The sequence below is a fragment of the Flavobacterium sp. YJ01 genome (assembly GCF_029320955.1).
Lineage (GTDB): Bacteria > Bacteroidota > Bacteroidia > Flavobacteriales > Flavobacteriaceae > Flavobacterium.
In genome coordinates this window covers 1968495-1994032 of record NZ_CP119757.1, presented here as the reverse complement: position 1 = coordinate 1994032, position 25538 = coordinate 1968495, and the positions used below count along the sequence as shown (strand labels likewise).

Below are 25538 nucleotides of genomic sequence, written 5' to 3'. Positions count from 1 at the left end.
TTTTTATTAAGAAAATATTAGCAAAAAACACAAAATTATTTTGAAATTTTTATATCGAAAGTATATCTTTTTAAATGGTTTACTTTTTTACACCAATCGCAGTTCTGTAAAATTCATAACCTTTTTCAGATCGTTTTTTGAGAAATTTTTCACGATATTCATTGGCGCCCAAATCTTCTAAAAGTTCAATATCAAACTGCTTTAAATAATTTTGAAGTTCTTCGGGAAGAAAGCCAAATGTCCAATGTTCTTCAAGGTTTTCAAGATCTTCCAGAAGTTTTTTACAGCCCAAAAAAGATTCTGGATTCAAGAGAATATTTTTATGTATGTAAGTAAAAATAATATGACTGTTTACAGCGAATTTTGAAATAAAAGAAAAAGTGTTTTTTACAGCATCTTCGGTTAGATAATTTGTTACACCTTCCCAAATTATGGCAGTTGGTTTAGAAAAGTCTAAATTACTCTCCAGTGCCAATTGTTCTAGATTTTGGTTGTTAAAATCAATTTGAAGAAAACGTATGTTTTGAGGAATTTTCCCAATCCTGTTTTTATAAACTTCAGCTTTGAAATTTGATGTATTCGGATGATCAATTTCTATTACAGGAACATTTTTTAGAAAATCAAGACGAACGGCTCTCGTATCAAAACCCGCACCTAAAATTATAACTTGTTTTACACCGTTTGAAACTGCATTTTTAAGCAAATCATCAATATATTTTGTTCTTGCAATTCCAGAAGACAAAGCTCCTGGAATCTTTTTTTGGATAATATTGTCAATATATTTTGCGACAATTGGAAATTTATATAATTGAGTTGCAAGTCTTAATTTTGAATCTATAAAATGGATGGCATAAGGATCTGAAAACAATCTTTCTTTACGTTGTGTTTCCAATGCACGAAAGAACGCCATATATTGTGCCGTTCTACTTGTTTTTTCCGCTTTCATTTTAAATCTATTTTCTAGAAAACAAATTCTCTACAACCCAAGCAGGTCCAATTAATAAAAACTGTAAATCTTTAAGAAAAGATGGTTTTTTACCTTCAATATTATGCCCGTAAAATTGTCCGATCCAGGCAATAACAAATACGCCAATTGAGAAAGCCCATAACGGAACAAATTGTCCGATGTAGTAATTTATAACCAAACAAAGCATAGAAAAAATAGCAATTTTTATGGCCATTGCAATTGATAATCTGATATAGAAAATAAGAACAAAAAGCAAAACGATAAAAGCCCAATTTTCGATAATTGGCGCATTTAGTTTTAACGTATTTGAAATTATCGAACTCGGAATACTCATTAACAATCCTACAATCGAAAAGAAAATTGCTGGTACACAAATGTAGTGTATGGCTTTGTTTTTTGGGTTTTGGTGGCTCACAGCATATTCTGCAAACCATTGGTCTAAGGTTCTCATTTTTGTGGTTTTATAGTTAGGTTGCAGTAAATCTAATGAAATTTCTTTTACGTTAATCGGAGAACCATAAACGAAAAACTAACTGGCAAAAAACTATTTCTGATTATATTGAAAAACATTATCCCACAATTCGTCAATTGTAACAAGAGCTTCGTTTAAAGACAAAACAGACCATTTTCCGTTATTTTCTAAACCAAGTCCAATACTTTTTAATTTTAATAAAGCATCATTTACGTCAAAATCGAAATCGGTATTTAGTTTTGTTTTAAACCAAGATTCGATTTTATTGTCAAGATCCTCAGCCGTTAATGGTTTTTCACTTTCGTGTAAAAAAGTATAAGCTAGAATAGTTTCTTTTAAAGCTTCTTCTTCAGACGAATTTAAAAGCGAGTAGAAAGCTCCGCTGTTATTCCCGACATTTTTAAAATACAAACTGTCAGAGAGAGTTTTAGAATACCTGATTTTCTTATTTATGAAATTATTGTATTGACGAAAGCAATAAACAGCCAAGATTCCCAAAGCGATTAAACCTTGATTTAAGGAAGTTTTGCTGTTAAGTAAATCGATAGTTTCTCCAGTTTGATACGCGTCGTACATATTAATAAGAGCTGGAATTACTTTGGCGCTTAATAACGAAATTCCACCAAAAACTGCTGGAATCCAAAGAAGCATTTTGTCTTTTAAAGACATTTTAGGAATTGCATTCGGAAAAATGGTTTCAAGATCGTTTTTAGGAACCCGTTTGAAAATTTTCAATCCAATAGAACCTGGATCAATTGGCATTTTTCCTAATTTGACTTTTTTGCTTTTAAGATAATCTGCGTCGCTGTAATTTAAATAAATTAAGACACGATCGTAATATTCAATTTCGACCTCTTTTTTCCAGAAGAAATATTTTTTAATTTTTTCCTTTGTTTTGTGATGGCCTCTTGCGTAAAGTTCATAATCTTTAAAAGCATTAAAATCGATAGAAAGATTTAAGCCAATCAAATCAGATTCTTTAAAAGCTTTGTCCAAAGCATTCTGATCAATTCTGTAATAATTTCCACGTTCTAAAACCTTCAAAAGCGTTTCTTTAAAAACAGGAAAATCACTTTTATTGATAAACTGTTCGCGTTCTTTTTCGCTTAAATCTGGATCGTAAAGCGCATAATTCTGTTTTATATTTCGATTGAGATTAAAAGATTCATAATGATAGTAATGCTCGACAATATCGAAAAGTTTTTTAAAATCTTCTGATTTTTTTAGCATCTTCAGCGAAAGCGGCAATTTGCTGTTCGAGTAAAAATTCTTTGTTAAACGGAATATAATGTTCTCGCTTCATGTCGATTTTGGGCTTTAATTTCGTGGCGTTTATTGAGCGCAAAAATACTGCTTTTTTCTTAAGTGCAAAGGTGCAGAGGAATCCAGTTTGTCATCCTGAGGAACGAAGGATCACATAAGTAGCTCCGTGAAGAGAATCGCCAATCTTTGTTGCTTTCCGCGTGCGATCCTTCGTTCCTCAGGATGACAAAGTAAGATGAGTATTTTTTGCCTTTTGAGTAAGCACAAAAAAAAGTGAAATTTCATATCGGTACCAGCGATTTGAAATTCCACTTTCTGTGTTCCAAAAAAAGTGACAAAAAATTTAAAAGCCTTCTAGGAGAAAACCTTATTCTAAACTAAAAATTATTCACAGCAAGTTTACGCCAAAATAAAATCATGGCTATACGTATTTATACCTGTTTTTTGTTTTTAAGGTGCAGAGGTGCAAAGTGATAAAGTTGCAAAGGCTTTGTTTAGTTTAAAGTCGACTTTTTGAGATTGATAACTCCTTGAATGTATTTTATTAATTCTTCTTTTGTTACCGAAAAATTGGCTTTTTCAGCTTCAGTATTTAGGTATAAAGTGGCAATACTTTCGGCATCCATATTTTGAGTCAGATAATGATGCTCTGCATATTGTATTAGAGAATCAACAAAAAGTTCGCGTTGTTTACCTTTTTCAATTGTTTCCTGATCGCCTTCTTTTATTTTGTCGATTACAGATTCTGGTAAATCTATTGTTAGATACATGCAGTCTACGGCAACTTTAGAAAGCATTTCTTTTTGTACTCTTCCCACGGCGTCGCAATAGGCGCATGGAGCAGGAACCCATTTTAATTGTCGGTTTAATCGAATGATATCTTCCCAGTCAACAAATCCTTTTCCAAGACATCTCGGACATTCTATATCTGATTTTCTAAAAAAATTAAAAATTCGCATTGGTTATAAAATAATCTTAGTAGTTGTGTCGCGCGAATTTAAATAAATAAGTAAGAAAAATTACTCGTATAAGTATATTTTTTAAGAAAATAATTCACAAAATTTCATATAAGTATATTTTTATTTGGTATAAATTAAAAACATATAACGTTTTCGTAAATTTGAAATACCTTGTAATTACTGGGAATACAGGGTTTTGATATTGTATTAGATTTAGTACAAAAAGATTTTATTTTTTTAATTTAATATTGTAGGAAAAATAATTCTTTATTTAATTTTAAAATTATAAGTGAGATTTTTGTTTAATGTGGATTGAACAAAAATTTTTTAGTTTTGTTAAAGCGAAACACTAAGTCGTCGTTTTTATGCGTTCAAACAGTAATTCAAAATCTGTTCTTTTCATATCTCTAATAATGTAAACTAAAGAAAGTTTAGCAATCCTAGATTTAGTATTAATAATTTCTTCTTTTATTAATAAAGGACTATCAGAGCAATAAACAAAAACGAAAGCAAATTTTTTACCTGATTTGAATATTTGAATAAATTCATCTTCCGAAATGTCATTTAGCTGACCATTAATATTCAAAGTTAAAGAATTTCCATTATAATGTTTATCACATATACTTTTGTAATAAGATTTTAATCCTGCATTATTCTCTTCATCTTTAAAGTAGGTTAAATAGCGAGCAGCATTGTTAATTTGACTGATTAATGCTCTTGTGTCTTGGCCTAGTCCTTTTTTAACATGATACAAGTAGATTTTAGCATCAGTAACTTTGATAATGTCGGCCATTTCAATAAGATTCAAATATGCTCGATCACCAACTATGAAATCTTGACGATTTTTATAACTTTCATTATACAATCCCTCTGATTCTTGAGTCCAAGATTCAAGCTTGTTAATAGTAGTGCTATTTTCAAAATCAAAATTTAAGAGGAAGGAGTTTAAATGCTCGTCTAAACTATGCCTGTAAAAATACCATGAGCTATCTAACTTAAAATATTTTTTATCGTTATATTCTACTTCACCACAAAACCATTGGTCAAGGCTTACACCAACGCTAAAATCTTCATTTTCATTTGCCCTGTAATGACCAAAAGTATTTCGTAAAGATTCTACAAAAGTATCTTCGGTTGCAACATTTATTAATTCCTTCTCTACAAGTTCATTCATGATATTTATATATCCAAAAGAAGAGCAGAATTGAATATCCTTGAAAATTCCATCCTTATTATAAAATCTTACCTCAGTTGATCGTAAATACTCAAAGACATTTGGGCTGTAGAAATCAATGGTTTCATTATTGATATAGCAATTGTATGCATAGCTTAATAAATTTTCATTTAAACTATCTTTTATTGGGCTTAATTCAGATGTGGGTAATCTGTAAAACTGATTAAATTCGACGCCATCAGTTTCAAGTACTTCTTTAATTTTTATTATTCTCTCAACTAATTCTTCATAATTGAAATTTGAAGAAACTTCAAGAGATGAACTTCCTGTAATTGATAATTTTTTTGTAGAAGTTCGTTTTTGTATAATACCTAATTTTTCAAAATCATCTTCTTCTATAGAGGCGAGCATTGTTTTATATATCTTGCCAAAATCATCTTCAAAAGCAAGATTGTAATTTTCTCTAAAATAACGTTGAGAGCCAATTTCAGTTCCAAACAAACCTCTTTCTTCAATTTGTTTAATTTCAGTTGAGCTTTTGTTTACCAATCGAGATAATACTTCCAATCCAAAGAAAGTATCAATGTATTCTTCTAGAAGAAAATGTCCGTAATATCCTTTAGAAATAACAAAAATAGAATTATCACTGTAAACAAAAAGAACGAATGAAGAGTATTGGATTTTAATCTTTTCTAAATCTTGTTCATTTTGTACAATATCAGATAAAAAATCCTGCCAGTGAGGTGGTTTTGCTTCAGTTGTAAAAATGTATAATTTTGCAAACCATGTATCTATATTAGAAGTTTCGGAAAGTTCAATTTCTGAAAATTTGTTTCCAGTTTTTAAATTATAAGTATGAACGATATCTTCAATTAATTTTTCGTTATCATTTCTTTCTTGAGTAATTGAATCTTGAATTTTATAAAGTTTTGCATTAACTGTTTTTGCCATAATTATAATTAAAATTTGTTATTTGCTAAATAAAATCAAAGATTACAATTTTAGTGCTTCAAGTTTTACGGAAATTCATAATCTTAATAAATTTATTTACAGGCAATTATATTGATAAAAAACTACATTATATTAAGTAGTTTTACGGGATTTTACAAAATCAATAAAAACACAAAAGCTCAACTTTTGGTTGAGCTTTTCAAAAATTATCTAATTATCAAATTACTTAATTGGAAAACCATCCAACAAAATCTGATATTTTCTCCCAACAGGAACAATTTCTCCATTGCTCATTGTTAAGGTTTTGTTGATTACTGAAGTTATTTCCTTCGTATTTACAATAAACGAACGATGAACCTGAACAAAATGCGAACAGTCTATTTCGGTAGAAATGCTAGCAAGCGAACCGTAAATAATAATTGGAGATTTCAATTTTCGGCTGTATAATTTCATATAATTGCCAAGACTTTCTATATATAAAATATCAGTCAACGGTGTTTCTATTGTTTGTCCATTCGAACGATATGAAAGCACTTTTTCGTTGCTGTTGTCTTCCTTTTTAAGATTATTTCCAGAATGAAAGGTTTTGGCTTTTTCTATTGCTTTGGCAAATTTATCGGGAGAAATAGGTTTTAGGAGATAATCTATAGCATCGTTTTGATAAGCAGAAAGTGCAAAATCTGAGTACGCTGTTGTTACAATTGTAAGCGGACGATTAGGCTGTAATTCCATTAATTCTACGCCCGAAATTACAGGCATATTAATGTCGAGAAAAATAATATCGTATTGGTTTTCGTTTAGCAGTTTAATAGCTTCCATTCCATTAAAAGCACTTCCGGAATGTTCCAGTTCGTCAAACTTTGAGATGTGCGAAATCAAGGCTTTGTGCGCCGGCGATTCGTCATCAATTATAAGACAGCGGTAGGTAAGTGCCATATGGATAATTTTACGGTAAACATATTTTTCTCTTTTTTACAACTCAAGTCGTGTTTTAAGCCATAAACTTCTAAACGTCCTTTTAGGTTTTCAATTCCAATTCCGGTACTCGAAAGACGTGATTCCGAATCCAAACAATTGTTTTTCAAAGTAAAAATTACACTTCGACATTTTACTTTTAAATCTAAATTGATGAAAGGTTCAGCAGTTTCAGCAGAAAATTTTACAGCATTTTCAACTAAAGGTAAAAAGAACAATGGTGGAATTTCGATTTCATCATGTAATCCTTCGATATCTTGGCTTACAATAAGTCTTTCGTTTCTAAAGGTGTAATATTCGATATATTTTTTAATGAAAGCAATTTCTTCTTCCAATAAAACATAATCTTTTTTCGAAGCCTCAATCTGATAACGCAGCATGTCTGAAAGATTAAGAATTCGATCGGGAACCTTATCCGGTTCTGCTAATGCTTCTCCATAAAGATTATTCATCGCATTCAGCAAAAAATGTGGATTTAATTGCTGTTTTAAAAACGAAAGTTCCGATTTGAAATTCATAATATCTTTATCGGCATCCATGATTTTTTTCGTAATCACGACATGAATAAAATAGAAAAACATTCCGTTGATAAGAAGCGATAAAATCTGCAATGTTTTGAAATTTCCGAAACCAACCAAAGGAAAAAACCAATTGATAAAAAAATAGAAAGATGTCCAGTAAGTTAAAAACAGCAGAAAAAAAACTTTTACCTTTCTTTTGAATAATAACTTTTTAATTACAAATAGATTAAAAACAGTAATCCAAAGAATACATGGAAAATATCCTATTGCAATTTTACTGACCATATAACAAAAGTCATGACCAGCCAGACGAAGTTCGTCATAAACACAGGCAAAAATCACCAATAGTATAAAGGTGTGTACGATGAGATTTCTGAGAAAGAAATTTTGGTAAATTTTGAGAATTTTCATGACGGCAAAAATAATATAATCGTATAGTTTTTAACCATTTGTAAAGAATAATTTATACCAACGCCGTTCGTATAAATCATACGCCATTGGTATAAAATTGCTGTTGTAATAACGGTTTGTGATATATTTTTGAATTGAGTTTTGATGATAAATTTATAAGTGCAATTCAGATTTTTGACATTTCTAAAAAAGAAGAATTTACTTAAATTTAAAATGCTTTATTGAAAGTTTTTACTTAATTTTAACTTTTCAAATCAAAGCAGAATTTATGATCAAAAAGAAAATATGTAAAAATTTTTAACCCTAAAAATATTGTATAATCTTTTTAATCAAAGTGATATGTACCAGTTTAAAGAATTAAAAGAGGCAGATATGGTTGTGGAGATTTTTAAAACAAATGTTCAGAAAGAATCTGATAAAAATTATGTAATTGCAGTTATACAATCTCAATTTCCTGACTATAAAATTAATTTTGATTTAGAAGATTGCGATAAAATACTCCGAGTAGAAGGTATTGATTTACAATGTGAAAACATTATGGATTATGTGCATTGTTTAGGTTATACTTGCGAAAAAATAGATTAATAAATAGCTCAATAAAATAAAAAACAGGTGTAAATACGCTACGACATTTGATTTATTTGTAAGTATTTTGCGGTAAATTTATTGTTGTAGAATTAAATTTATAAAATGACAGATATTATTCTTTCGATTTTTCTTTTTGTTTTAAAACAGTTGGGATAATTACCACTGTTTTTTCTTCTTCTATTGCGAATGATACTTTTTTATTACAGAAAGGTTTGTCCTTTTTTTGCATATAATTTTTCTAATTTTGTGCCTTATGAAAAAAGCATTCCAACTCTTCGATTTCTCTCAAAAGATTAATTATAAAAATGAAATTTTAGCGGGTTTTACCGTTGCCATGACCATGATTCCAGAATCTTTGTCATTTGCAATTTTGGCAGGATTTCCGCCACTAGTCGGATTATATGCCGCTTTTATAGCAGGTCTGGTGACTGCTATTTTTGGAGGAAGACCAGGAATGATTTCGGGCGGAGCGGGAGCAACCGTTATCGTTCTTATTGCGCTGATGAAATCTCACGGAATAGAATATGTTTTTGCAGCCGTTGCACTTGGCGGTGTGGTGCAAATTTGTATCGGACTTTTTAAACTCGGAAAATTTATTCGTTTAGTGCCACAGCCCGTTATGTTTGGTTTTGTAAACGGATTGGCGGTTGTGATTTTTATGTCGCAATTAGAACAATTTAAAACCATTGTAAACGGACAGGTTTCTTGGCTTCAAGGTATTCCTTTGTATATTATGCTTGGTTTGGTTGCACTTACTGTTGCTATTGTTTTGGTTTTTCCTAAAATCACAAAAGCGGTTCCAGCATCTTTGGTTGCTATTATGGTTGTTTTTGCTTTGGTAATTATCTTTAATATCGAAACCAAAACGGTTGAAGATATCGCTTCTGTACAAGGCGGATTTCCTCCTTTTCATATTCCAAATATTCCCATTTCTTTTGAAACTTTAAAAATTATATTTCCCTATTCTATAATTGTCGCAGCTGTTGGTTTGACCGAAGGTTTGCTCACGCTGAATTTAGTTGACGAAATTACCGGAACTCGTGGAAACAGTAATCGCGAATGCATCGCACAAGGAAGTTCGAATATTCTAAACGGTTTTTTTTACGGAATGGGAGGCTGCCCGATGATTGCGCAAACTTTAGTAAATCTTGGTGCGGGTTCTAGAGCTAGACTTTCGGGAATAATAGCAGCTTTAACCATTTTAGCAATTATACTTTTTGGCGCGCCTATAATTGGGAAATTGCCAATGGCAGCTTTAGTTGGTGTTATGATGATGGTTGCAATCACAACATTTGAGTGGGCAAGTTTCAAGATTATTAATAAAATGCCTAAACATGATATTTTCGTTGGAATCCTAGTTGCTTTAATTACAATTGTATTGCATAATCTGGCGTTAGCAGTTTTAATTGGTGTAATTATTTCAGCTTTGGTTTTTGCTTGGGAAAGTGCAAAAAGAATTCGTGCCCGAAATTTTATTGATGAAAACGGAATAAAACATTACGAAATTTATGGTCCGTTATTCTTTGGTTCAGTGACAACTTTTCTTGAAAAATTCGACATAAAAAACGATCCAGATCATATTATTGTCGATTTTAAAGAAAGTAGAGTTTCAGATATGTCGGCAATTGAAGCGCTAAACAATCTGACTAAAAAATATAATCAGGAAAATAAAACAATAGAATTACAACATTTAAGTCCAGATTGCAGGCAATTGCTTAAAAATGCCGATGCTGTTATTAATGTTAATGTAATTGAAGATCCTACTTATAAAGTGGTTTCTTAATAATGGTTAATTATTAATTGTTAATTGTGAATTAATTTTACACGTCCCAATTTTCTGTAGAGACTCACAGCAGTGCGTCTTACGCAACGAAACCACAATATTTGATATACGAGACGTAGACGCACAGCTGTGCATCTCTACAGATATGCATTGTGTTTTATCATTTTTTAATTATAAAAAAAACTCTAAAGATTGTGAGACTGAGCGAAGTTGAAGCCCTTATGCCAATTGGAGCGCCCTTAACTTCACTCAGGGTGACAATCCGTTAATTATCAAATTTTCTAATTATCAAATTGACACATTCGCAAATTATCTAATTAACTAAAGATTGATTTTTGTAACTTTGTAAAATGAAACTAACAGAAACCTTAGAAGATTTTTACACGATCAAAGTAAACGGAATGCCCGAGAATCTTAAAAAAGAAATCGGACATTTTAATGTTTTTAAATTGGATGATTTTGTTGGAAGTATTTGCAAACCATTTCCTTATACGAGAAAAGACTTTTATAAAATAAGTTTGATTATCGGAAAAAACAAAGTGCATTATGCAGATAAAGTAGTTGGTATTGAAGAGCAAGCTTTATTTTTTGCTAATCCGCAAATTCCGTATAATTGGGAGCAGGTTGATGAAAATCAAACTGGATTTTTCTGCATTTTTACCGATGCTTTTTTTAGTCAATATGGAAATTTAAAAGAATACCCTTTATTTCAGCCAGGCGGAAATCCGATTGTTCCAATCTCATTAGAATTAGCAGAATCTCTAAAAGCTGTTTATCTAAGAATGTTTGACGAAATCAATTCTGATTATGCTTTTAAATATGATGTTCTTCGAAATCTAGTTTTCGAAATTATTCATTTGGCATTGAAAACCCAAACTGTAACTACCTCATTATATAGTAAATCAAACGCTACGATTCGAATTTCTTCTTTGTTTCTAGAATTATTAGAACGTCAATTCCCAATAGAATCGATTACTCAGCAAATTAATTTCCGTTCGCCTTCAGAATATGCAAGCCAATTGAATGTTCATGTGAATCATTTAAATAAAGCTTTAAAAGAAACTACTGGAAAAACTACTTCACAGATTATTTCTGAAAGAATTGTGCAGGAAGCTATGATTCTTTTGAAGCAAACCAATTGGAATATTAATGAAATTGCCTGGTGTTTAGGCTTCGAAGAATTGTCTCATTTTATCAATTTTTTCAAGAAAAATGTTCAAGTTTCGCCTAAAAACTATCGTTTGGCTGAAATTGTTTGATTTTTGCAACTTCTTGTTTGATTGCTTTAATATTTGAGAAACACTTCAATAATATCTTTGTCCTGTAATTAAAACGTAAAAATTAAAATCATGGACAATAAAAAAGTTTGGTTTATCACAGGTGCTTCAAAAGGCATCGGATTAGAATTAGCTAAAAAATTATTAGCAGAAGGTTATAAAGTTGCTGCAACATCAAGAATTGAAGCGTCTTTAATAAAAGAATTAGGAAATACATCTGAAAGTTTTCTTCCTCTTGAAATGGATTTGGTAGATGAAAAAAGCGTGAAAAATGCAATTGATAAAACTATAAATCATTTTAAAACAATTGATGTTTTAGTAAATAACGCAGGCTACGGATTATTAGGAACACTTGAAGAATTAACTGATACAGAAGCAAGAAAAAATTACGAAGTAAATGTTTTCGGATTGTTGAATGTCATTAGAAACACAATGCCAATTCTTCGTGCCAACAAAACGGGGCATATTTTTAATATTTCTTCTGTTGGAGGTTACTACGGAGAATTTCCAGGTTGGGGAATTTATTGCTCTACAAAATTTGCTGTTGCAGGTTTAACAGAATCATTAGCCGCAGAAATAAAACCATTCGGACTTCATGCAACAATCGTTTACCCAGGTTATTTTAGAACAGATTTCTTAAAAGACAGTTCTTTATTATTGCCAGAAAACCCAATTGCAGAATATAAAAATGTAAGGGAGTCTGAAAGTGCTCACAAAGATGATATCAACGGAAATCAACCTGGAGATCCAGTTAAATTAGCTGAAGCTTTAATAAAAGTAAGTCACGATCAAAACCCGCCACTGCATTTGTTTTTAGGCGAAGATGCGTATAATATGGCAAATCAAAAAATAACAAGTGTTCAGAGTGAATTAGAAGGATGGAAATCTGTTTCTGTTTCGACTGGTTTTTAATTTCAATTTGATAATTTGATAATTTGTCAATTAGAAAATTAGATAATGATTTGACGTCCAGCATATATCTGTAGAGACGCACCGCAGTGCGTCTAACATAACGCAACCGCAATATTTATTCGCACATTTTTTTTAATGTAATAAACCCGACAGATTTTTAAAATCTGCCGGGTTTAATATATTGTGCAATGTTGCGTATAAGAAGCACTGCGGTGCGTCTCTACAGAAAATAGGAATGAAAAATTAATTATCTAATTTTCTGATTGACAAATTCTCTAATTAGCGAAGCATCGATTTTACATCGCTTAACTTTCCATCAATTTCACCTGTTTGCAATCCTAAAATATGGGCAATTAAAGGATAAACAGAGATGTTTGGGAAAGTTTTGACTGTTTTGTCAACTTTAAAAGCAGGACCTTTCGCATAAAAAATAGCGTGCATGTCTTTGTTGTCGTTATCATAACCATGAGTTCCACCTTTAATATGCGTGCTTTCTTTACTTACTAAACTATATCCTTTTTCTGCTTCAATGACAAAATCATGCGCACGGGGATTAGTTCCATAATGAAGTCTTTCAGGAACTTCAGCAGCTTTCCAGAATTTGATATTTGGTACTTTTTTTAAAGCATTTGCAATCGAATCTTTGAATCCGTCTTTTGCTTGTAAACTCATAATTGGGTTGATTACATCTTTGTATCCGAGCCATTCTGGTTTTAGGTAATCTAAAACAGCTACTTTTTTATCATTAGAAATATCTGCCATTCCATGATCTGAAACAATAATCAAATTGATTTGTTTTCCGATTGGTAATTGGTCCAATCTTCTGGATAATTCACCCATTATTGAATCCATTTTGATTGCGGCTTTTTTAGTTTGCGGAGAAAGCGGACCAAAATTATGACCTGAATGATCGGGTTCATCAAAATACAAAGTTACCAGATGAGGTCTTTGTTTTTCTGGAAGCTGCAGCCATTTCATAACCGTATCAATTCTAGCCTCGTATGGAATTTTGCCATTGTAATTTTTAAAATAACTTGGGTTTCTTTTGTCAATATCAGAACCCGGCCAAAAGAACGAAGCGGTTTTTACACCTTGCTGTTCGGCTAAATTCCAAATAGGGTTTCCTCCATAAAAACGAGAATCATTTTTTGCTTCGCTTGATAATGAAAAAGATTGATTTAATTCAGCATCATAAAAAACATTATTTATAATTCCGTGATGATCAGGATAAAGACCGGTCACAATAGTGTAATGATTTGGAAAAGTTTTCGTCGGATAAGAAGGTTTCATTGATTTGGCGTGAACACCTTCTTTCGAAATTTGTTTAAGATTAGGAAGATTGAATTGCTTGCCGTAATCCCAGCGAAATCCATCCATTGAAACTAAAACTACATAATTGTCTTTAGTGTTTTGGGCTTGTAAAACGAATGAAAGTGAAAGAAAAAATAAGGATAGAAGTGAGGTAAAATGCTTTTTCATTTTTAATATTATTGTGAAGCCACAAAGGTAGAGATTACAGATTTTTTAAAGAAAAAGAGAATGTTAAATAAAAAAGATAGCCACGACTTGACCATTGAGAATGGCCACGAATTCACGAATTATTTTTTTATAATCTGTATCTATATTTTTATTAGTCACAGATTACACGGATTAAAAGGATTGTAATCTGTGGTAATCTTTTAATCTGTGGCAAAAAAATAAACACACAGATTTAAAAATATAATTTGTGAATTCGTGGCTAAAAAAAACGCCAGACATTAATCTGGCGCTTTAATTTTTAAGAAGAGAATGAATTACATCATTCCTGGCATTCCGCCTCCCATTGGCATTCCGCCTCCAGCATTTTCTTCTTTAATATCAATTAATGCACATTCTGTAGTAAGAATCATTCCAGAAACAGATGCAGCATTTTCAAGAGCCACACGAGTTACTTTTTTAGGATCGATAATTCCAGCAGTAAGCATGTCTACATATTCGTCAGTTTTTGCATTGTATCCAAAATCACCTGAACCTTCAGAAACTTTAGCTACAACAACAGAACCTTCAAGGCCAGCGTTTTCAACGATAGTTCTTAATGGAGATTCAACAGCGCGAGAAACGATTTGAATTCCTGTAGCCTCGTCAGCATTATCAGCTTTTAAATCAGCTAAAGCAAGTTTAGCTCTTAATAAAGCTACACCACCTCCAGCAACGATTCCTTCTTCAACAGCGGCACGAGTTGCGTGTAAAGCGTCATCAACTCTGTCTTTTTTCTCTTTCATTTCAACCTCAGAAGCAGCACCAACATAAAGAACAGCAACACCACCAGCTAATTTAGCCAAACGCTCTTGCAATTTTTCTTTATCGTAATCAGATGTAGTAGTTTCCATCTGACCTTTAATTTGGTTTACTCTGTTTTTGATGATATCAGCCTCGCCAGCACCGCTTACGATAGTTGTATTGTCTTTATCGATAGAAACTCTTTTTGCGTTTCCTAACATTTCGATAGTTGTGTTTTCTAAAGTATAACCTCTTTCTTCAGAAATTACAGTTCCACCAGTTAAGATTGCGATATCTTCTAACATTGCTTTTCTTCTGTCTCCAAAACCTGGAGCTTTTACAGCAGCAATTTTAAGAGCACCTCTTAATTTGTTTACCACTAAAGTAGAAAGCGCTTCACCGTCAACATCTTCAGCAATAATCAATAATGGTTTTCCTGATTGAGCAACTGGCTCTAAAACTGGAAGTAATTCTTTTAAAGAAGATACTTTTTTGTCGTATAATAAGATGTATGGAGAGTCTAATTCAACTTCCATTTTCTCTGGATTTGTTACAAAGTAAGGAGAAAGGTAACCTCTGTCAAACTGCATTCCTTCAACAACGTCAACGAAAGTATCAGTTCCTTTAGCTTCTTCCACAGTAATAACACCTTCTTTTCCAACTTTAGCGAAAGCTGTAGCGATTAATTCACCAATAACTTCGTCATTGTTTGCAGAGATAGAAGCAATTTGTTTGATTTTGTCAGAATCACTTCCAACCACTTTAGCTTGTTTTGCTAAGTCTGCCACGATAGTTTCAACAGCTTTGTCGATACCACGTTTCAAGTCCATTGGATTTGCACCTGCTGCAACGTTTTTAAGACCTTCTTTTACGATAGCTTGCGCTAAAACTGTAGCAGTTGTAGTTCCGTCTCCAGCTAAATCATTAGTTTTAGAAGCTACTTCTTTTACCATTTGCGCACCCATATTTTCTAGTGCGTCTTTTAATTCGATTTCTTTTGCAACAGAAACACCATCTTTAGTAACAGTTGGTCCACCAAATGATTTTCCGATGATTACGTTACGACCTTTCGGTCCAAGAGTTACTTTTACAGCATTTGCTAATGCATCAACACCACGTTTTAATCCGTCACGTGCTTCAATATCAAATTTTATATCTTTTGCCATTCTATTTTTGCTTTAGGCAGTAGGCTTTAAGCTTTTTCTACTGCTGTTAATAATTTTTTTTATGCTTTAGGCAGTAGGCTTTAAGCTTTAGGCTTTTCTACTACGGGTTTTAGTTACAGTATAGCGCTTATTGCCTATGGCTTACAGCTTATTGCTGAACTAATACTTGCTTTAATTTGTAAATTTTGCTTTTTATGCTATTGATTTTTTCTATCTGTTTTTCTGCAATTTCATTGTTTAAATATTGCAAATCTTTAGCTAAAATCAATAAATATTCTGTCTCATTTGCAGAACCCAAAGCAATGTTGAGAAATTGATTAAACTCTTTGTCACTACTTCTTCCGCATCCTTCACTAATATTGGTTGGAATTGAAGAAGACGCCCTTCTAATTTGACTTGTTAATCCATATAACTCTTCTTTTGGAAAGCAAGAAGTCATTTTATAAATTTCTAAAGTTAATGAGTGGCTTAGTTGCCAAATGTCGTATTTTTTAAAATCTCTCATTTTTTGTTGGCTTTAAGCTTTAGGCAGCAGGCTATAGGCATTTTGTGAAAGCTTATAGCTTAAAGCTTACGGCTTATAGCTCTTTTAAATAATTGCTAAAATATCATCCTCGCGCATGATTAGGTAATCAGTGCCTTCTAATTTTAATTCTGTTCCAGCATATTTACCGTACAAAACAGTATCACCAACTTTTACAGTCATTGTATGATCTTTAGTTCCGTTTCCTACTGCAACGACAGTTCCTTTTTGTGGTTTTTCTTTGGCAGTATCTGGAATAAAAATACCTGAAGCAGTTTTGGTTTCAGCTGCAACAGGCTCAATAAGTACGCGGTCTGAAAGCGGTTTAATGTTTAAAGCCATGATTTTATATTATTATAAGTTATACATTTTTTTATGTTCTATAAACTTTCAGAAATTGTGCCATGCTGGTAAAACTGACATTATTTCTTAAAAAAAATGCCAGCTTTGACAGGCTGGCATTAGATTTTTTATATTGAACTAAGATTATTTAGTTGCTGGTGCTGCCGGAGCAGGAGTAGTTCCTTGTGCCGGAGCTGCAGGTGTATTTACAGGAGCTTCTGTTTTGTCAATAAGTTTAGAATCTGTGTCGCTTAAAGCTCCAGAAAAACTTAAGCTAGAAAGTAAAATTAACACAATTAGAACAGTAGCTAAAGTCCAAGTACTTTTATCTAAAAAGTCAGTTGTTTTTTGTACTCCACCTAACATTTGTGTTCCACTAATAGTAGAAGACAATCCGCCTCCTTTAGGGTTTTGTACCATGATAACGATGATCAATAGAAAACAAACTATTGTGATTAAAACTAAAAAAATTGAAAATGTGCTCATTACTTAATTATTGTTATTGTTATTTTGTTGTAAAATCTTTATATCCGATATGCGGTCTGCAAAGAAAGTAATTTTTTCTGGATATTTCAAAATTAATATTTCATAAGCTTGAATTGCTTTTGTATATTTCTTTTGTTCCAGATAAACTCTGGCCAAAGTCTCTGTCATCAGATAAGAATTGTCCTCAATATTGCTCTCAATTTGGACTACTGGAGCACTTGTTCCAGGTTTTATTGGAGAGATTTTCGGATTGTTTTCGATAAATTTATCTATAATTTCAGCCTTTTTTTGTCTTTCTTCTTCTTTTGCAGCTTCAATTTTAGCTTGTTCCTCTGGAGAAATTTCGTTCGAGCGGTCAATTGGTTCTGTTCGAGATAATTGAAGCCATTCTTGGAATGAATGTTTTTCGCTAAGAGAAAAATCTAATGGTTTTCCAATTTCTAAATGTTCTGCAGCTGTTTTTGCAGGTTCATTAGATTCTTCTTCCTCGATTATTTCTTCAATTGGCTCTTCATTTTCTTCCTTGATTTCTTCTTCATCCTTCTCTTCAGCTTTTACAACTTCTTGAATTACTTCTTTTGGTGCTTCAGGTGTTTTTATTTCGGCTTCTTTAATTGAAGAAAGAATAGATCGCTCAACAGGATTCATTTTAAATTCTGGAATGATCATTTCCTCGATAACACTGTCATCGTCTTCGTCTTCATGCGAATTTTGAGAAGGCTCTTCTATAATAGGTCCTTCTTTTACTTCTTCAATTTTTGAAAGCTGTTCTGCATTTGCAGATTCTGCTTCTTTGATTGAGCTTAAAATCGAATTTTCAACACGATCAAATTTTTGTTCTTCTGTTGCAATTATAGCTTCAGATTCTTTTACAGAAGGTGTCTCAGAAACTTTAATCGAACTTAAAATAGAGTTTTCAATACGATCAATTGTAGGTTGTTCCGTTTTTGTTGTTTCTGTAAATGATGCATTTTCAGTTTCTTTTGTGGATTCTAAAATAGACTCTTCAACAACAGTTGCATCATTTTCTTCTTCAGCAACAGGTTTTTCATACGTTACCAATTGCGCCTGTTTAATTGTGTCAAAAATAGATTCGTCAATTACTGGAAGTGTTTTTGGTTCTTCCGTTTTTATTGGTTTCTCAAAAGTTATAGACTGAGCTTCTTTAATGGCAAGAAAAATTGATGGATCTATTTCTGGAACCTTTTTAACGTCTTCCGTTTTAACAGGATTTACAATATTAGCAGTTTCAGTTACTTTTATGGTTTCTGAAATAGGCTGTTCTTCAACTTCTGTTTTTACTTCAATTGCTTTTCTAATTTGTTCTGGTGAAATTATTTCACTTTCAAAAACAGTAATTTCAAGAAGATCTCTTAGTTTTTGTTCGTAAAAATCGTTTTGAATAGAAGTAAAAATTTCCGATGTAATAAAATCAAATAAAACCGAACGATCAGATGTGTGTGCTGCTGTAACTTTTAGAGCATAATTATACTTAAAGCTATTTTGATTGTAAAGTCCTTTTAACCGTAAAGCGCGAGCACTTTGAAAATAAGGAAACTCATTCAAAACACTTCCTAATGCGTCCGCCTGCTTTTCTGTAATAGCATCGGGTTTGTTCATTAAGTAGGTATAATCGGTAACGTTCATTTTTTTTGTTTAATCGGTTAATTGTTTAATCGGTTAATTGTTTACTTGTTTTTTTCGAATAAACGGTTCAACGATTAAACGATTCAACAAATAAAGTTTACCATTTTGCCAAAGATTCATTAAAGATGTCTTGGGTAATTCTTTCGAAAATAGTTTTTATAGCGTCGTTTAGAACTGTTCCTGTTGGAAGCTGCTGTCCTGAAAAGTCATAATAGAATTCGAAAGATTTTTCAAAATCATCTTTTTCTTTCTTTTTATTGGTAAAACGTACATTAACGCGAATAGTTAAACGGTTTTGTGCGGCACCAACCTCACCATTTGCACCAACAGCTGTTGCGGTCATTGGAGTGGTTCTGTAATCGGTAATTTCTCCTTCGTAAACTAAGTCACCTCCATTTGGAACCAAGTTTAAGTTGGTTTGATTCATAATCAGATCTTGCAAAGCCAATGTGAAAGTTCTATCAATTCCAGGCTCAATCAAATCTGCATTGTTATGGAAGAAATTAACTTGAAATGTTTTGCCATCAATTGTACCAGTTCCGGTAAAATTGTAAACCGAACAGCCACTCAACATAAAAAGGCTCAAAAATGCAAAAAGAGAATATATTTTTTTCATAATGTTTATTAATCAAATTCCAAGTGTTTTGAAATTTCAAATTCCAAATCTTGCCAAATATACCAATTTGGGATTAGGTCCCGAAGCCTCGGGATAAATATTTGAGATTTATTATAGGTCGAATTGTTTGATTTTGCGGTATAAGGTTCTTTCTGAAATTCCTAATTCATCTGCAGCAGCCTTACGTTTTCCTTTGTTTTTTTCTAATGATTTTTTGATCATTTCTATTTCTTTCTGTTCCAAACGTAAAATTTCCTCTTCTTCTATTGTTTCAGCAAATAAATAGTTATCGTCTGGAATTTGATAATTTTCTTCGCGAACAGTTGGTGTCATAACCGCAGTTCTTGGTTCTTCTTCAAAATCAATTTCGCTATCGTTTTGCTGATTTCCGTATATTTTCTGAATTAAATTCGGATTAATGTCTTGAACTTTAGAAGCTCCATTTTTCATTAATTCCAGAGTCAGTTTTTTCAAATCATTAAGATCACTTTTCATATCAAAAAGTACCTTATATAATATGTCTCTTTCTGTGCTGAAATCACTTTCTTTTTTGCTGTCGTTGATTACAGAAGGCAAGTTGCTTCCTTCGGCAGGCAAATAAGATTGTAAAGTTGCTAAAGTAATATCACGATTGGTTTCTAAAACAGAAATCTGTTCGGCAACATTTCGAAGCTGACGAATATTTCCGCTCCATCTAAATTTTTGCAAAAGCTGAACGGCATCATCATCCAATCTTAAAGGAGGCATTTTGTATTTGTGAGCAAAATCGGCAACAAATTTTCTAAACAATAAGTGAATATCGTCGTTTCTTTCTCTTAAAGGAGGTAAAGTAATTTCTACCGTACTTAAACGATAATACAAATCCTCACGGAATTTTCCTTTTTCGATTGCATTAAATAAGTTCACGTTTGTTGCAGCTACAATTCTAACATTGGTTTTTTGAACCTGCGAAGAACCCACTTTTATAAACTCACCATTTTCTAAAACACGAAGTAATCTTACTTGAGTTGTCAATGGTAATTCACCAACTTCATCAAGAAAGATGGTTCCGCCGTCGGCAACTTCAAAATAGCCTTCACGTGTGCTAGTTGCACCTGTAAAAGCTCCTTTTTCGTGTCCGAAAAGTTCACTGTCAATAGTTCCTTCCGGAATTGCACCGCAGTTTACGGCAATATATTTACCATGTTTTCTGTGCGAAAGCGAATGTATAATTCTAGGAATATTTTCTTTACCAACACCACTTTCCCCAGTTACCATAACCGAAATATCAGTTGGAGCAACCTGAATGGCTTTTTCGATAGCACGATTTAATTTTGGATCATTTCCAATAATCTCAAATCGTTGTTTTATTGCTTGAACTGTTTCCATATAGATTTTGTTTCAAGTTTTATTTGTTTCAGGTTTTGCCTAAAACTTTGGCTTGTATTTTTTGTTTGCCACGAATTTCTCGAATTTCACAAATTTTTGAAAAGTGGTCAATGAATAACTCTTTTGTGCTGTAATGTCTTTTTGTTAAAATTAACGATAATTCCTAAATCACTATCAGCTAATTTTAAATAATTTATTGTTTGAGCAGTATATTCATCAATGATTTCTTTTGATGCTTTTACTTCTAAAATGATTTCATCATAAACCACGAAATCAGCATAGAATTTATGCGCTAAAACAATTTCTTTATATTGAATGTTATATTCTTTTTCACGTTCATATGGAATATTATGTTTTCTAAATTCATATTCTAATGCATCTTTGTAAACAATTTCCAGAAGGCCACCTCCTAATATTCTATGAACTTCCATGCAAATTCCAACAATTTTATAATATTCGTCTTTTCTATATAATTCCATAATTGTTTTTTAAAACAAATCTATAGAAAATCTTGAAAGAAAATTCGTGTAAATTCGTGGAATTTGTGGCGAAAAAAAATTAATTCATGCTACTAAGCCCAACCGCTTCACCTTTTAAAGTTCCACTTGTACAACTTGTAATTTTTACGTTTACGAAATCTCCAATTTTGTAATTCTCTTTTGGGAAAACTACTGTTATGCTTTGAGAATTTCTTCCAGAGAATTCTTCTTTAGATTTTTTAGAAACTTTTTCTACTAAAACTTCAACCGTTTTTCCAACAAACTCTTCGCTTCTAAACCAAGCATGTTTTTGCTGTAAATCAACAATTTCCTGTAATCTTCTAGCTTTAGTTTCTTCCTCAACATCATCTTTCATTTTTCTTCCAGCCAAAGTTCCAGGACGTTCAGAATACGAATACATATAACCGAAATTATATTTTACATATTCCATCAAACTCATTGTATCTTGGTGATCTTCTTCAGTTTCTGTTGGGAAACCAGCAATCATATCTTGAGAAATTGAAGCATCTGGAACAATTGCTCTGATTTTGTCAATTAAAGCCATATATTCTTCGCGAGAATGCAGACGATTCATTTCTTTTAAAATTCTATTACTTCCAGATTGAACCGGCAAGTGAATGTGTTTGCAGATATTTGGATATTTAGCTATAACATGCAAAATACTTTCATGCATATCCTGCGGATTTGAAGTCGAAAATCGAATACGCATTTTAGGAAAACCGACAGCAACCATTTCAAGTAATTGATCAAAATCAACCGCTGTTGCTTTTTGCATTTCAGAAGCGTTTACAAAATCTTTTTTCAATCCGCCTCCGTACCAAAGATAACTGTCAACGTTTTGCCCAAGAAGAGTGATTTCTTTAAAACCTTTACTCCACAAATCTTGAATTTCGGCCATAATACTTTGAGGTTCACGACTGCGTTCGCGTCCGCGTGTAAAAGGTACAACGCAGAACGTACACATATTATCGCATCCGCGAGTGATGGAAACCAAAGCGGTAATTCCGTTACTCATTAAACGAACTGGCGAAATATCTCCGTAAGTCTCTTCTTTCGATAAAATTACATTAATGGCGTCACGTCCTTCTTCAACTTCCGCCAATAAATTCGGAAGATCTTTATAAGCATCAGGGCCAACAACAAGATCTACTATTTTTTCTTCTTCTAAAAACTGACTTTTCAAACGCTCAGCCATACAGCCTAAAACGCCCACTTTCATTTTTGGATTTGTACGTTTTACAGCATTATATTTCTCAAGACGCTTACGAATAGTTTGTTCTGCTTTATCACGAATCGAACAAGTATTTACCAAAACCAAATCGGCTTCTTCTAGAACAGAAGTGGTGTTATATCCTCCGTCAGACAAAATGGAAGCTACGACTTCACTGTCCGAAAAATTCATCGCACAACCGTAACTTTCTATAAAAAGTTTTTTAGTATTCTCAGGTTTATTTTCTAAAACAAGACTTTCGCCTTGTTTGCTTTCTTCAATAATCTTTTCCATTATAAAAATTCAAAGTGCAAAGATAGCGTAATTGAAACGAATATGACAAGATGTCAGATAAAGAATTAACAATGTTTTAAAAATTATAATTTTAGATTTATGCCTTATGAAAACCTAAAACTTTTTTTCTTCGTAAGTAGTTAATCTAAAATAGAGACCGAAGTTTTAATATTAAAACTTAAAATAAAGTGATTTCTCCGTGATAAATCATTTAAAAGTTATACCTATATATATTATAGAGAATAATACAGATAAATCTGCAATTTTAAGTTTCATAATATCAAAATACTTCAAAAATGCATTCGTAAGGTTAATATTTAAAAAAAATAAATACTTTTGTTGCAGAAAAATAGAGCAATGGCAAAGAATTTAGTAATAGTGGAGTCACCTGCAAAGGCGAAAACGATCGAGAAATTTCTTGGGAGTGATTTTCAGGTGGAGTCAAGTTATGGTCACATAGCAGACTTACCATCAAAGGAAATAGGAGTAGATGTAGAAAATGGTTTTAAACCTAAATATGAAGTTTCTCCGGATAAAAAAGCCTTGGTAACGAAACTAAAATCACTTTCTAAGAATGCCGAAACGGTTTGGTTAGCATCCGATGAGGACCGCGAGGGAGAGGCTATTTCATGGCACTTGGCGGAAGAATTGAAACTGGACACAAAAAAAACGAAAAGAATTGTCTTTCATGAGATTACAAAATCTGCGATTCTTAAAGCGATTGATAATCCGAGAGAAATTGATTATAATTTAGTAAATGCGCAACAAGCTAGACGTGTTCTAGACCGTTTAGTAGGTTATGAATTGTCTCCAGTTTTATGGAGAAAAATCAAAGGCGGACTTTCGGCAGGTCGTGTACAATCTGTTTCTGTACGTTTGATTGTAGAAAGAGAACGCGAAATTCAGAATTTTAATGCAGTTGCAACTTATTCAATTGTTGCAGAATTTGTAAATGAAGCGGGAAAAGCATTCAAAGCAAAACTGCCTAAAAACTTCAATACTAAAAAAGAAGCCGAAGATTTCTTGAATAAAAATATCGGTTCTAAATACAAGGTAGCAGATTTAGAAACTAAACCTACCAAAAAATCTCCAACATCACCTTTTACAACTTCTACATTGCAACAAGAAGCTGCAAGAAAATTGTATTTACCGGTTGGAATTACCATGCAATTAGCGCAACGTTTGTACGAGGCAGGACTTATCACTTATATGAGAACTGACTCTGTGAATCTTTCTAAAGAAGCAATGGACGCTGCTGAAGCTGAAATTATCAAGTCTTACGGGAAAGAATTCTCTAAACCGAGAGTTTTTGCTAATAAAAATAAAGGAGCACAAGAGGCGCACGAAGCAATTCGTCCGACTGATATGTCACGTCACACGGTAAATATCGACCGTGACCAAGCTCGTTTGTACGATTTGATCTGGAAAAGAACTTTGGCTTCGCAAATGAGTGATGCACAATTGGAAAGAACAAACGTAAAAATCGAAGCGGATAATCATGATGAAGTTTTTACTGCTTCTGGTGAAGTTTTGCTTTTTGAAGGTTTCTTAAAAGTTTATTTAGAAGGTCACGATGACGATGAAGAAGAACAAGAAGGAATGCTTCCAGCTTTAAAAGTAAATGAAAAACTAGCTAATAATTATATTACAGCTACAGAAAGATATTCAAGACCGCCGGCACGTTACACTGAGGCATCTCTAGTTAAAAAATTAGAGGAACTTGGAATCGGACGTCCGTCAACTTATGCGCCAACAATTTCTACAATTATCAATAGAAATTATGTTGAAAAAGGAACTCTTGAAGGAGTAGAGCGTAATTATACACAGCTTACTTTGCAAAATAGTAAAGTTGGAGAAAAGCTATTAAAAGAAAATACAGGTTCAGATAAAGGAAAATTGGTTCCTACAGATATCGGAACTATTGTTACTGATTTCTTGGTAAAGAATTTTGGAAACATTTTAGATTATAATTTTACTGCTAAAGTTGAGCAAGACTTTGACGAAATTGCTGAAGGAAATATTGACTGGGCAAAAATGATGCAGGATTTCTACAATAAATTTCACCCGAATGTAAAGGAAGTTGAAGCAAATGCAGAACGTGAAAGTGGAGAAAGAATTTTAGGGAAAGATGCAGATGGAAGACAGGTTTCTGTTCGTTTAGGAAAATTTGGACCAATGGCTCAAATTGGAGAAGCGGATGATGAAGATAAAAAGTTTGCCAGCTTAATGGCAGATCAAAATATTGGAAACATTACTCTTGAAGAAGCTTTAAATTTATTCTTGCTTCCGAAAAGTTTAGGTGAATATAAAGGAGAAGAAGTAGAAGTAAATAACGGCCGTTACGGTCCTTATGTACGTCACGGAAGTGTGTTTATTTCGTTGCCAAGAGGAGAAGATCCTTTAGGTGTTTCTAAAGAAAGAGCTCAAGAACTAATTGACGAAAAAGCTCTTGCTGATGCACCAATTGCTGTTTATAAAGGAGAAGCTGTTCAAAAGGGAGTGGGGCGTTTTGGTCCATTCATCAAATGGAACGGTCTTTTTGTGAATGTTAATAAGAAATATAATTTCGACAATTTATCACAAGCAGATGTAGAAGAGCTTATTGAAGAGAAACTTCAGAAAAACATTGATAAGGTTATTCATAATTGGGAAGAAGAAGGAATTGTAGTAGAAAAAGCGCGTTGGGGACGCTCTGTAATTTTAAAAGGAAAAATCAAAATTGAACTAAGCAAAGATGTTGATGCAACACAGTTAACATTGCCACAAGTTCAAGAAATGATTGCTGCTAAAACACCAGCAAAGAAAACCGCAGCTAAAAAAACAACAACGGCTAAAAAAGCTCCAGCTAAAAAAACAGCTGCTAAAAAGAAATAA

At 32.5% G+C, this 25538-nt stretch carries 22 protein-coding genes; 5 read left to right on the top strand and 17 right to left on the bottom strand.

Annotated features, from left to right (window positions below):
• Positions 1-79 precede the first annotated feature (79 nt).
• The 7 genes from P0R33_RS08725 to P0R33_RS08695 all read right to left on the bottom strand — a co-directional run bounded on the left by P0R33_RS08725 (position 80) and on the right by P0R33_RS08695 (position 7693).
• A complete protein-coding gene (locus P0R33_RS08725) occupies positions 80-946 on the bottom strand; it encodes a class I SAM-dependent methyltransferase (RefSeq protein WP_276175072.1) in 867 nt (288 codons plus the stop codon).
• A 7-nt stretch (positions 947-953) separates the two neighbouring features.
• Positions 954-1418, bottom strand: a complete 465-nt coding sequence (locus P0R33_RS08720) for an Mpo1-like protein (RefSeq protein WP_276175071.1) — start codon at positions 1416-1418, stop codon at positions 954-956.
• A gap of 93 nt (positions 1419-1511) precedes the next feature.
• Positions 1512-2669, bottom strand: coding sequence for a TMEM143 family protein (locus tag P0R33_RS08715; RefSeq protein WP_276175070.1), 1158 nt, complete (start codon positions 2667-2669; stop codon positions 1512-1514).
• A 527-nt stretch (positions 2670-3196) separates the two neighbouring features.
• A complete protein-coding gene (locus P0R33_RS08710) occupies positions 3197-3661 on the bottom strand; it encodes a hypothetical protein (protein ID WP_276175069.1) in 465 nt (154 codons plus the stop codon).
• A gap of 349 nt (positions 3662-4010) precedes the next feature.
• Positions 4011-5786, bottom strand: a complete 1776-nt coding sequence (locus P0R33_RS08705) for a DUF6119 family protein (protein ID WP_276175068.1) — start codon at positions 5784-5786, stop codon at positions 4011-4013.
• Between the two features lie 222 nt (positions 5787-6008).
• Positions 6009-6722, bottom strand: coding sequence for a response regulator transcription factor (locus P0R33_RS08700; RefSeq protein WP_276175067.1), 714 nt, complete (start codon positions 6720-6722; stop codon positions 6009-6011).
• On the bottom strand, positions 6695-7693 hold the full coding sequence (locus P0R33_RS08695; protein WP_276175066.1) for a histidine kinase: 999 nt from the start codon (positions 7691-7693) through the stop codon (positions 6695-6697). The genes P0R33_RS08700 and P0R33_RS08695 overlap by 28 nt, the downstream gene beginning before the upstream one ends.
• A gap of 339 nt (positions 7694-8032) precedes the next feature.
• Here P0R33_RS08695 and P0R33_RS08690 point away from each other — a divergent pair, with 339 nt between their 5' ends.
• From P0R33_RS08690 to P0R33_RS08675, 4 genes are all read left to right on the top strand, one after another.
• A complete protein-coding gene (locus P0R33_RS08690) occupies positions 8033-8278 on the top strand; it encodes a hypothetical protein (RefSeq protein ID WP_276175065.1) in 246 nt (81 codons plus the stop codon).
• Between the two features lie 256 nt (positions 8279-8534).
• Positions 8535-10064 (top strand): SulP family inorganic anion transporter, encoded by a 1530-nt coding sequence (locus P0R33_RS08685; RefSeq protein ID WP_276175064.1) that lies wholly within the window; start codon positions 8535-8537, stop codon positions 10062-10064.
• A gap of 350 nt (positions 10065-10414) precedes the next feature.
• Positions 10415-11323: a helix-turn-helix transcriptional regulator gene (locus P0R33_RS08680; RefSeq protein WP_276175063.1), complete on the top strand. Its 909-nt coding sequence runs from the start codon at positions 10415-10417 to the stop codon at positions 11321-11323.
• Between the two features lie 90 nt (positions 11324-11413).
• Positions 11414-12253 (top strand): SDR family NAD(P)-dependent oxidoreductase, encoded by an 840-nt coding sequence (locus P0R33_RS08675; protein WP_276175062.1) that lies wholly within the window; start codon positions 11414-11416, stop codon positions 12251-12253.
• A gap of 279 nt (positions 12254-12532) precedes the next feature.
• Here the strand turns inward: P0R33_RS08675 and P0R33_RS08670 are convergent, their stop codons facing one another.
• The 10 genes from P0R33_RS08670 to miaB form a co-directional block, all read right to left on the bottom strand.
• Positions 12533-13732, bottom strand: coding sequence for an ectonucleotide pyrophosphatase/phosphodiesterase (locus tag P0R33_RS08670; protein ID WP_276175061.1), 1200 nt, complete (start codon positions 13730-13732; stop codon positions 12533-12535).
• A 314-nt stretch (positions 13733-14046) separates the two neighbouring features.
• A complete protein-coding gene (groL, locus tag P0R33_RS08665; RefSeq protein WP_177210785.1) occupies positions 14047-15678 on the bottom strand; it encodes a chaperonin GroEL in 1632 nt (543 codons plus the stop codon).
• Between the two features lie 148 nt (positions 15679-15826).
• On the bottom strand, positions 15827-16183 hold the full coding sequence (locus tag P0R33_RS08660) for a four helix bundle protein (RefSeq protein ID WP_276175060.1): 357 nt from the start codon (positions 16181-16183) through the stop codon (positions 15827-15829).
• An 84-nt stretch (positions 16184-16267) separates the two neighbouring features.
• On the bottom strand, positions 16268-16543 hold the full coding sequence (locus tag P0R33_RS08655; RefSeq protein ID WP_008467105.1) for a co-chaperone GroES: 276 nt from the start codon (positions 16541-16543) through the stop codon (positions 16268-16270).
• A gap of 144 nt (positions 16544-16687) precedes the next feature.
• Positions 16688-17029, bottom strand: coding sequence for a preprotein translocase subunit SecG (gene secG / locus P0R33_RS08650; protein WP_229354331.1), 342 nt, complete (start codon positions 17027-17029; stop codon positions 16688-16690).
• A 3-nt stretch (positions 17030-17032) separates the two neighbouring features.
• Positions 17033-18676 carry a hypothetical protein gene (locus P0R33_RS08645; RefSeq protein WP_276175059.1) on the bottom strand — a complete coding sequence of 548 codons (1644 nt, stop codon included), beginning with the start codon at positions 18674-18676 and terminating at the stop codon, positions 17033-17035.
• Between the two features lie 97 nt (positions 18677-18773).
• Complete coding sequence (locus P0R33_RS08640; RefSeq protein WP_276175058.1) at positions 18774-19292, bottom strand: LptE family protein; 519 nt, start codon at positions 19290-19292, stop codon at positions 18774-18776.
• Between the two features lie 111 nt (positions 19293-19403).
• Complete coding sequence (locus P0R33_RS08635) at positions 19404-20660, bottom strand: sigma-54 dependent transcriptional regulator (RefSeq protein ID WP_276175057.1); 1257 nt, start codon at positions 20658-20660, stop codon at positions 19404-19406.
• A gap of 107 nt (positions 20661-20767) precedes the next feature.
• Entirely contained in the window at positions 20768-21139 is a 372-nt protein-coding gene (locus P0R33_RS08630; RefSeq protein WP_276175056.1) for a GxxExxY protein, read from the bottom strand.
• A 79-nt stretch (positions 21140-21218) separates the two neighbouring features.
• The gene (gene miaB, locus P0R33_RS08625; RefSeq protein ID WP_276175055.1) at positions 21219-22664 is read right to left on the bottom strand and encodes a tRNA (N6-isopentenyl adenosine(37)-C2)-methylthiotransferase MiaB; all 1446 of its coding nucleotides are present in this window, start codon (positions 22662-22664) and stop codon (positions 21219-21221) included.
• A 357-nt stretch (positions 22665-23021) separates the two neighbouring features.
• On the opposite strand from miaB, the gene topA reads away from it, so the two are divergent.
• Positions 23022-25538: a type I DNA topoisomerase gene (gene topA / locus P0R33_RS08620; protein ID WP_276175054.1), complete on the top strand. Its 2517-nt coding sequence runs from the start codon at positions 23022-23024 to the stop codon at positions 25536-25538.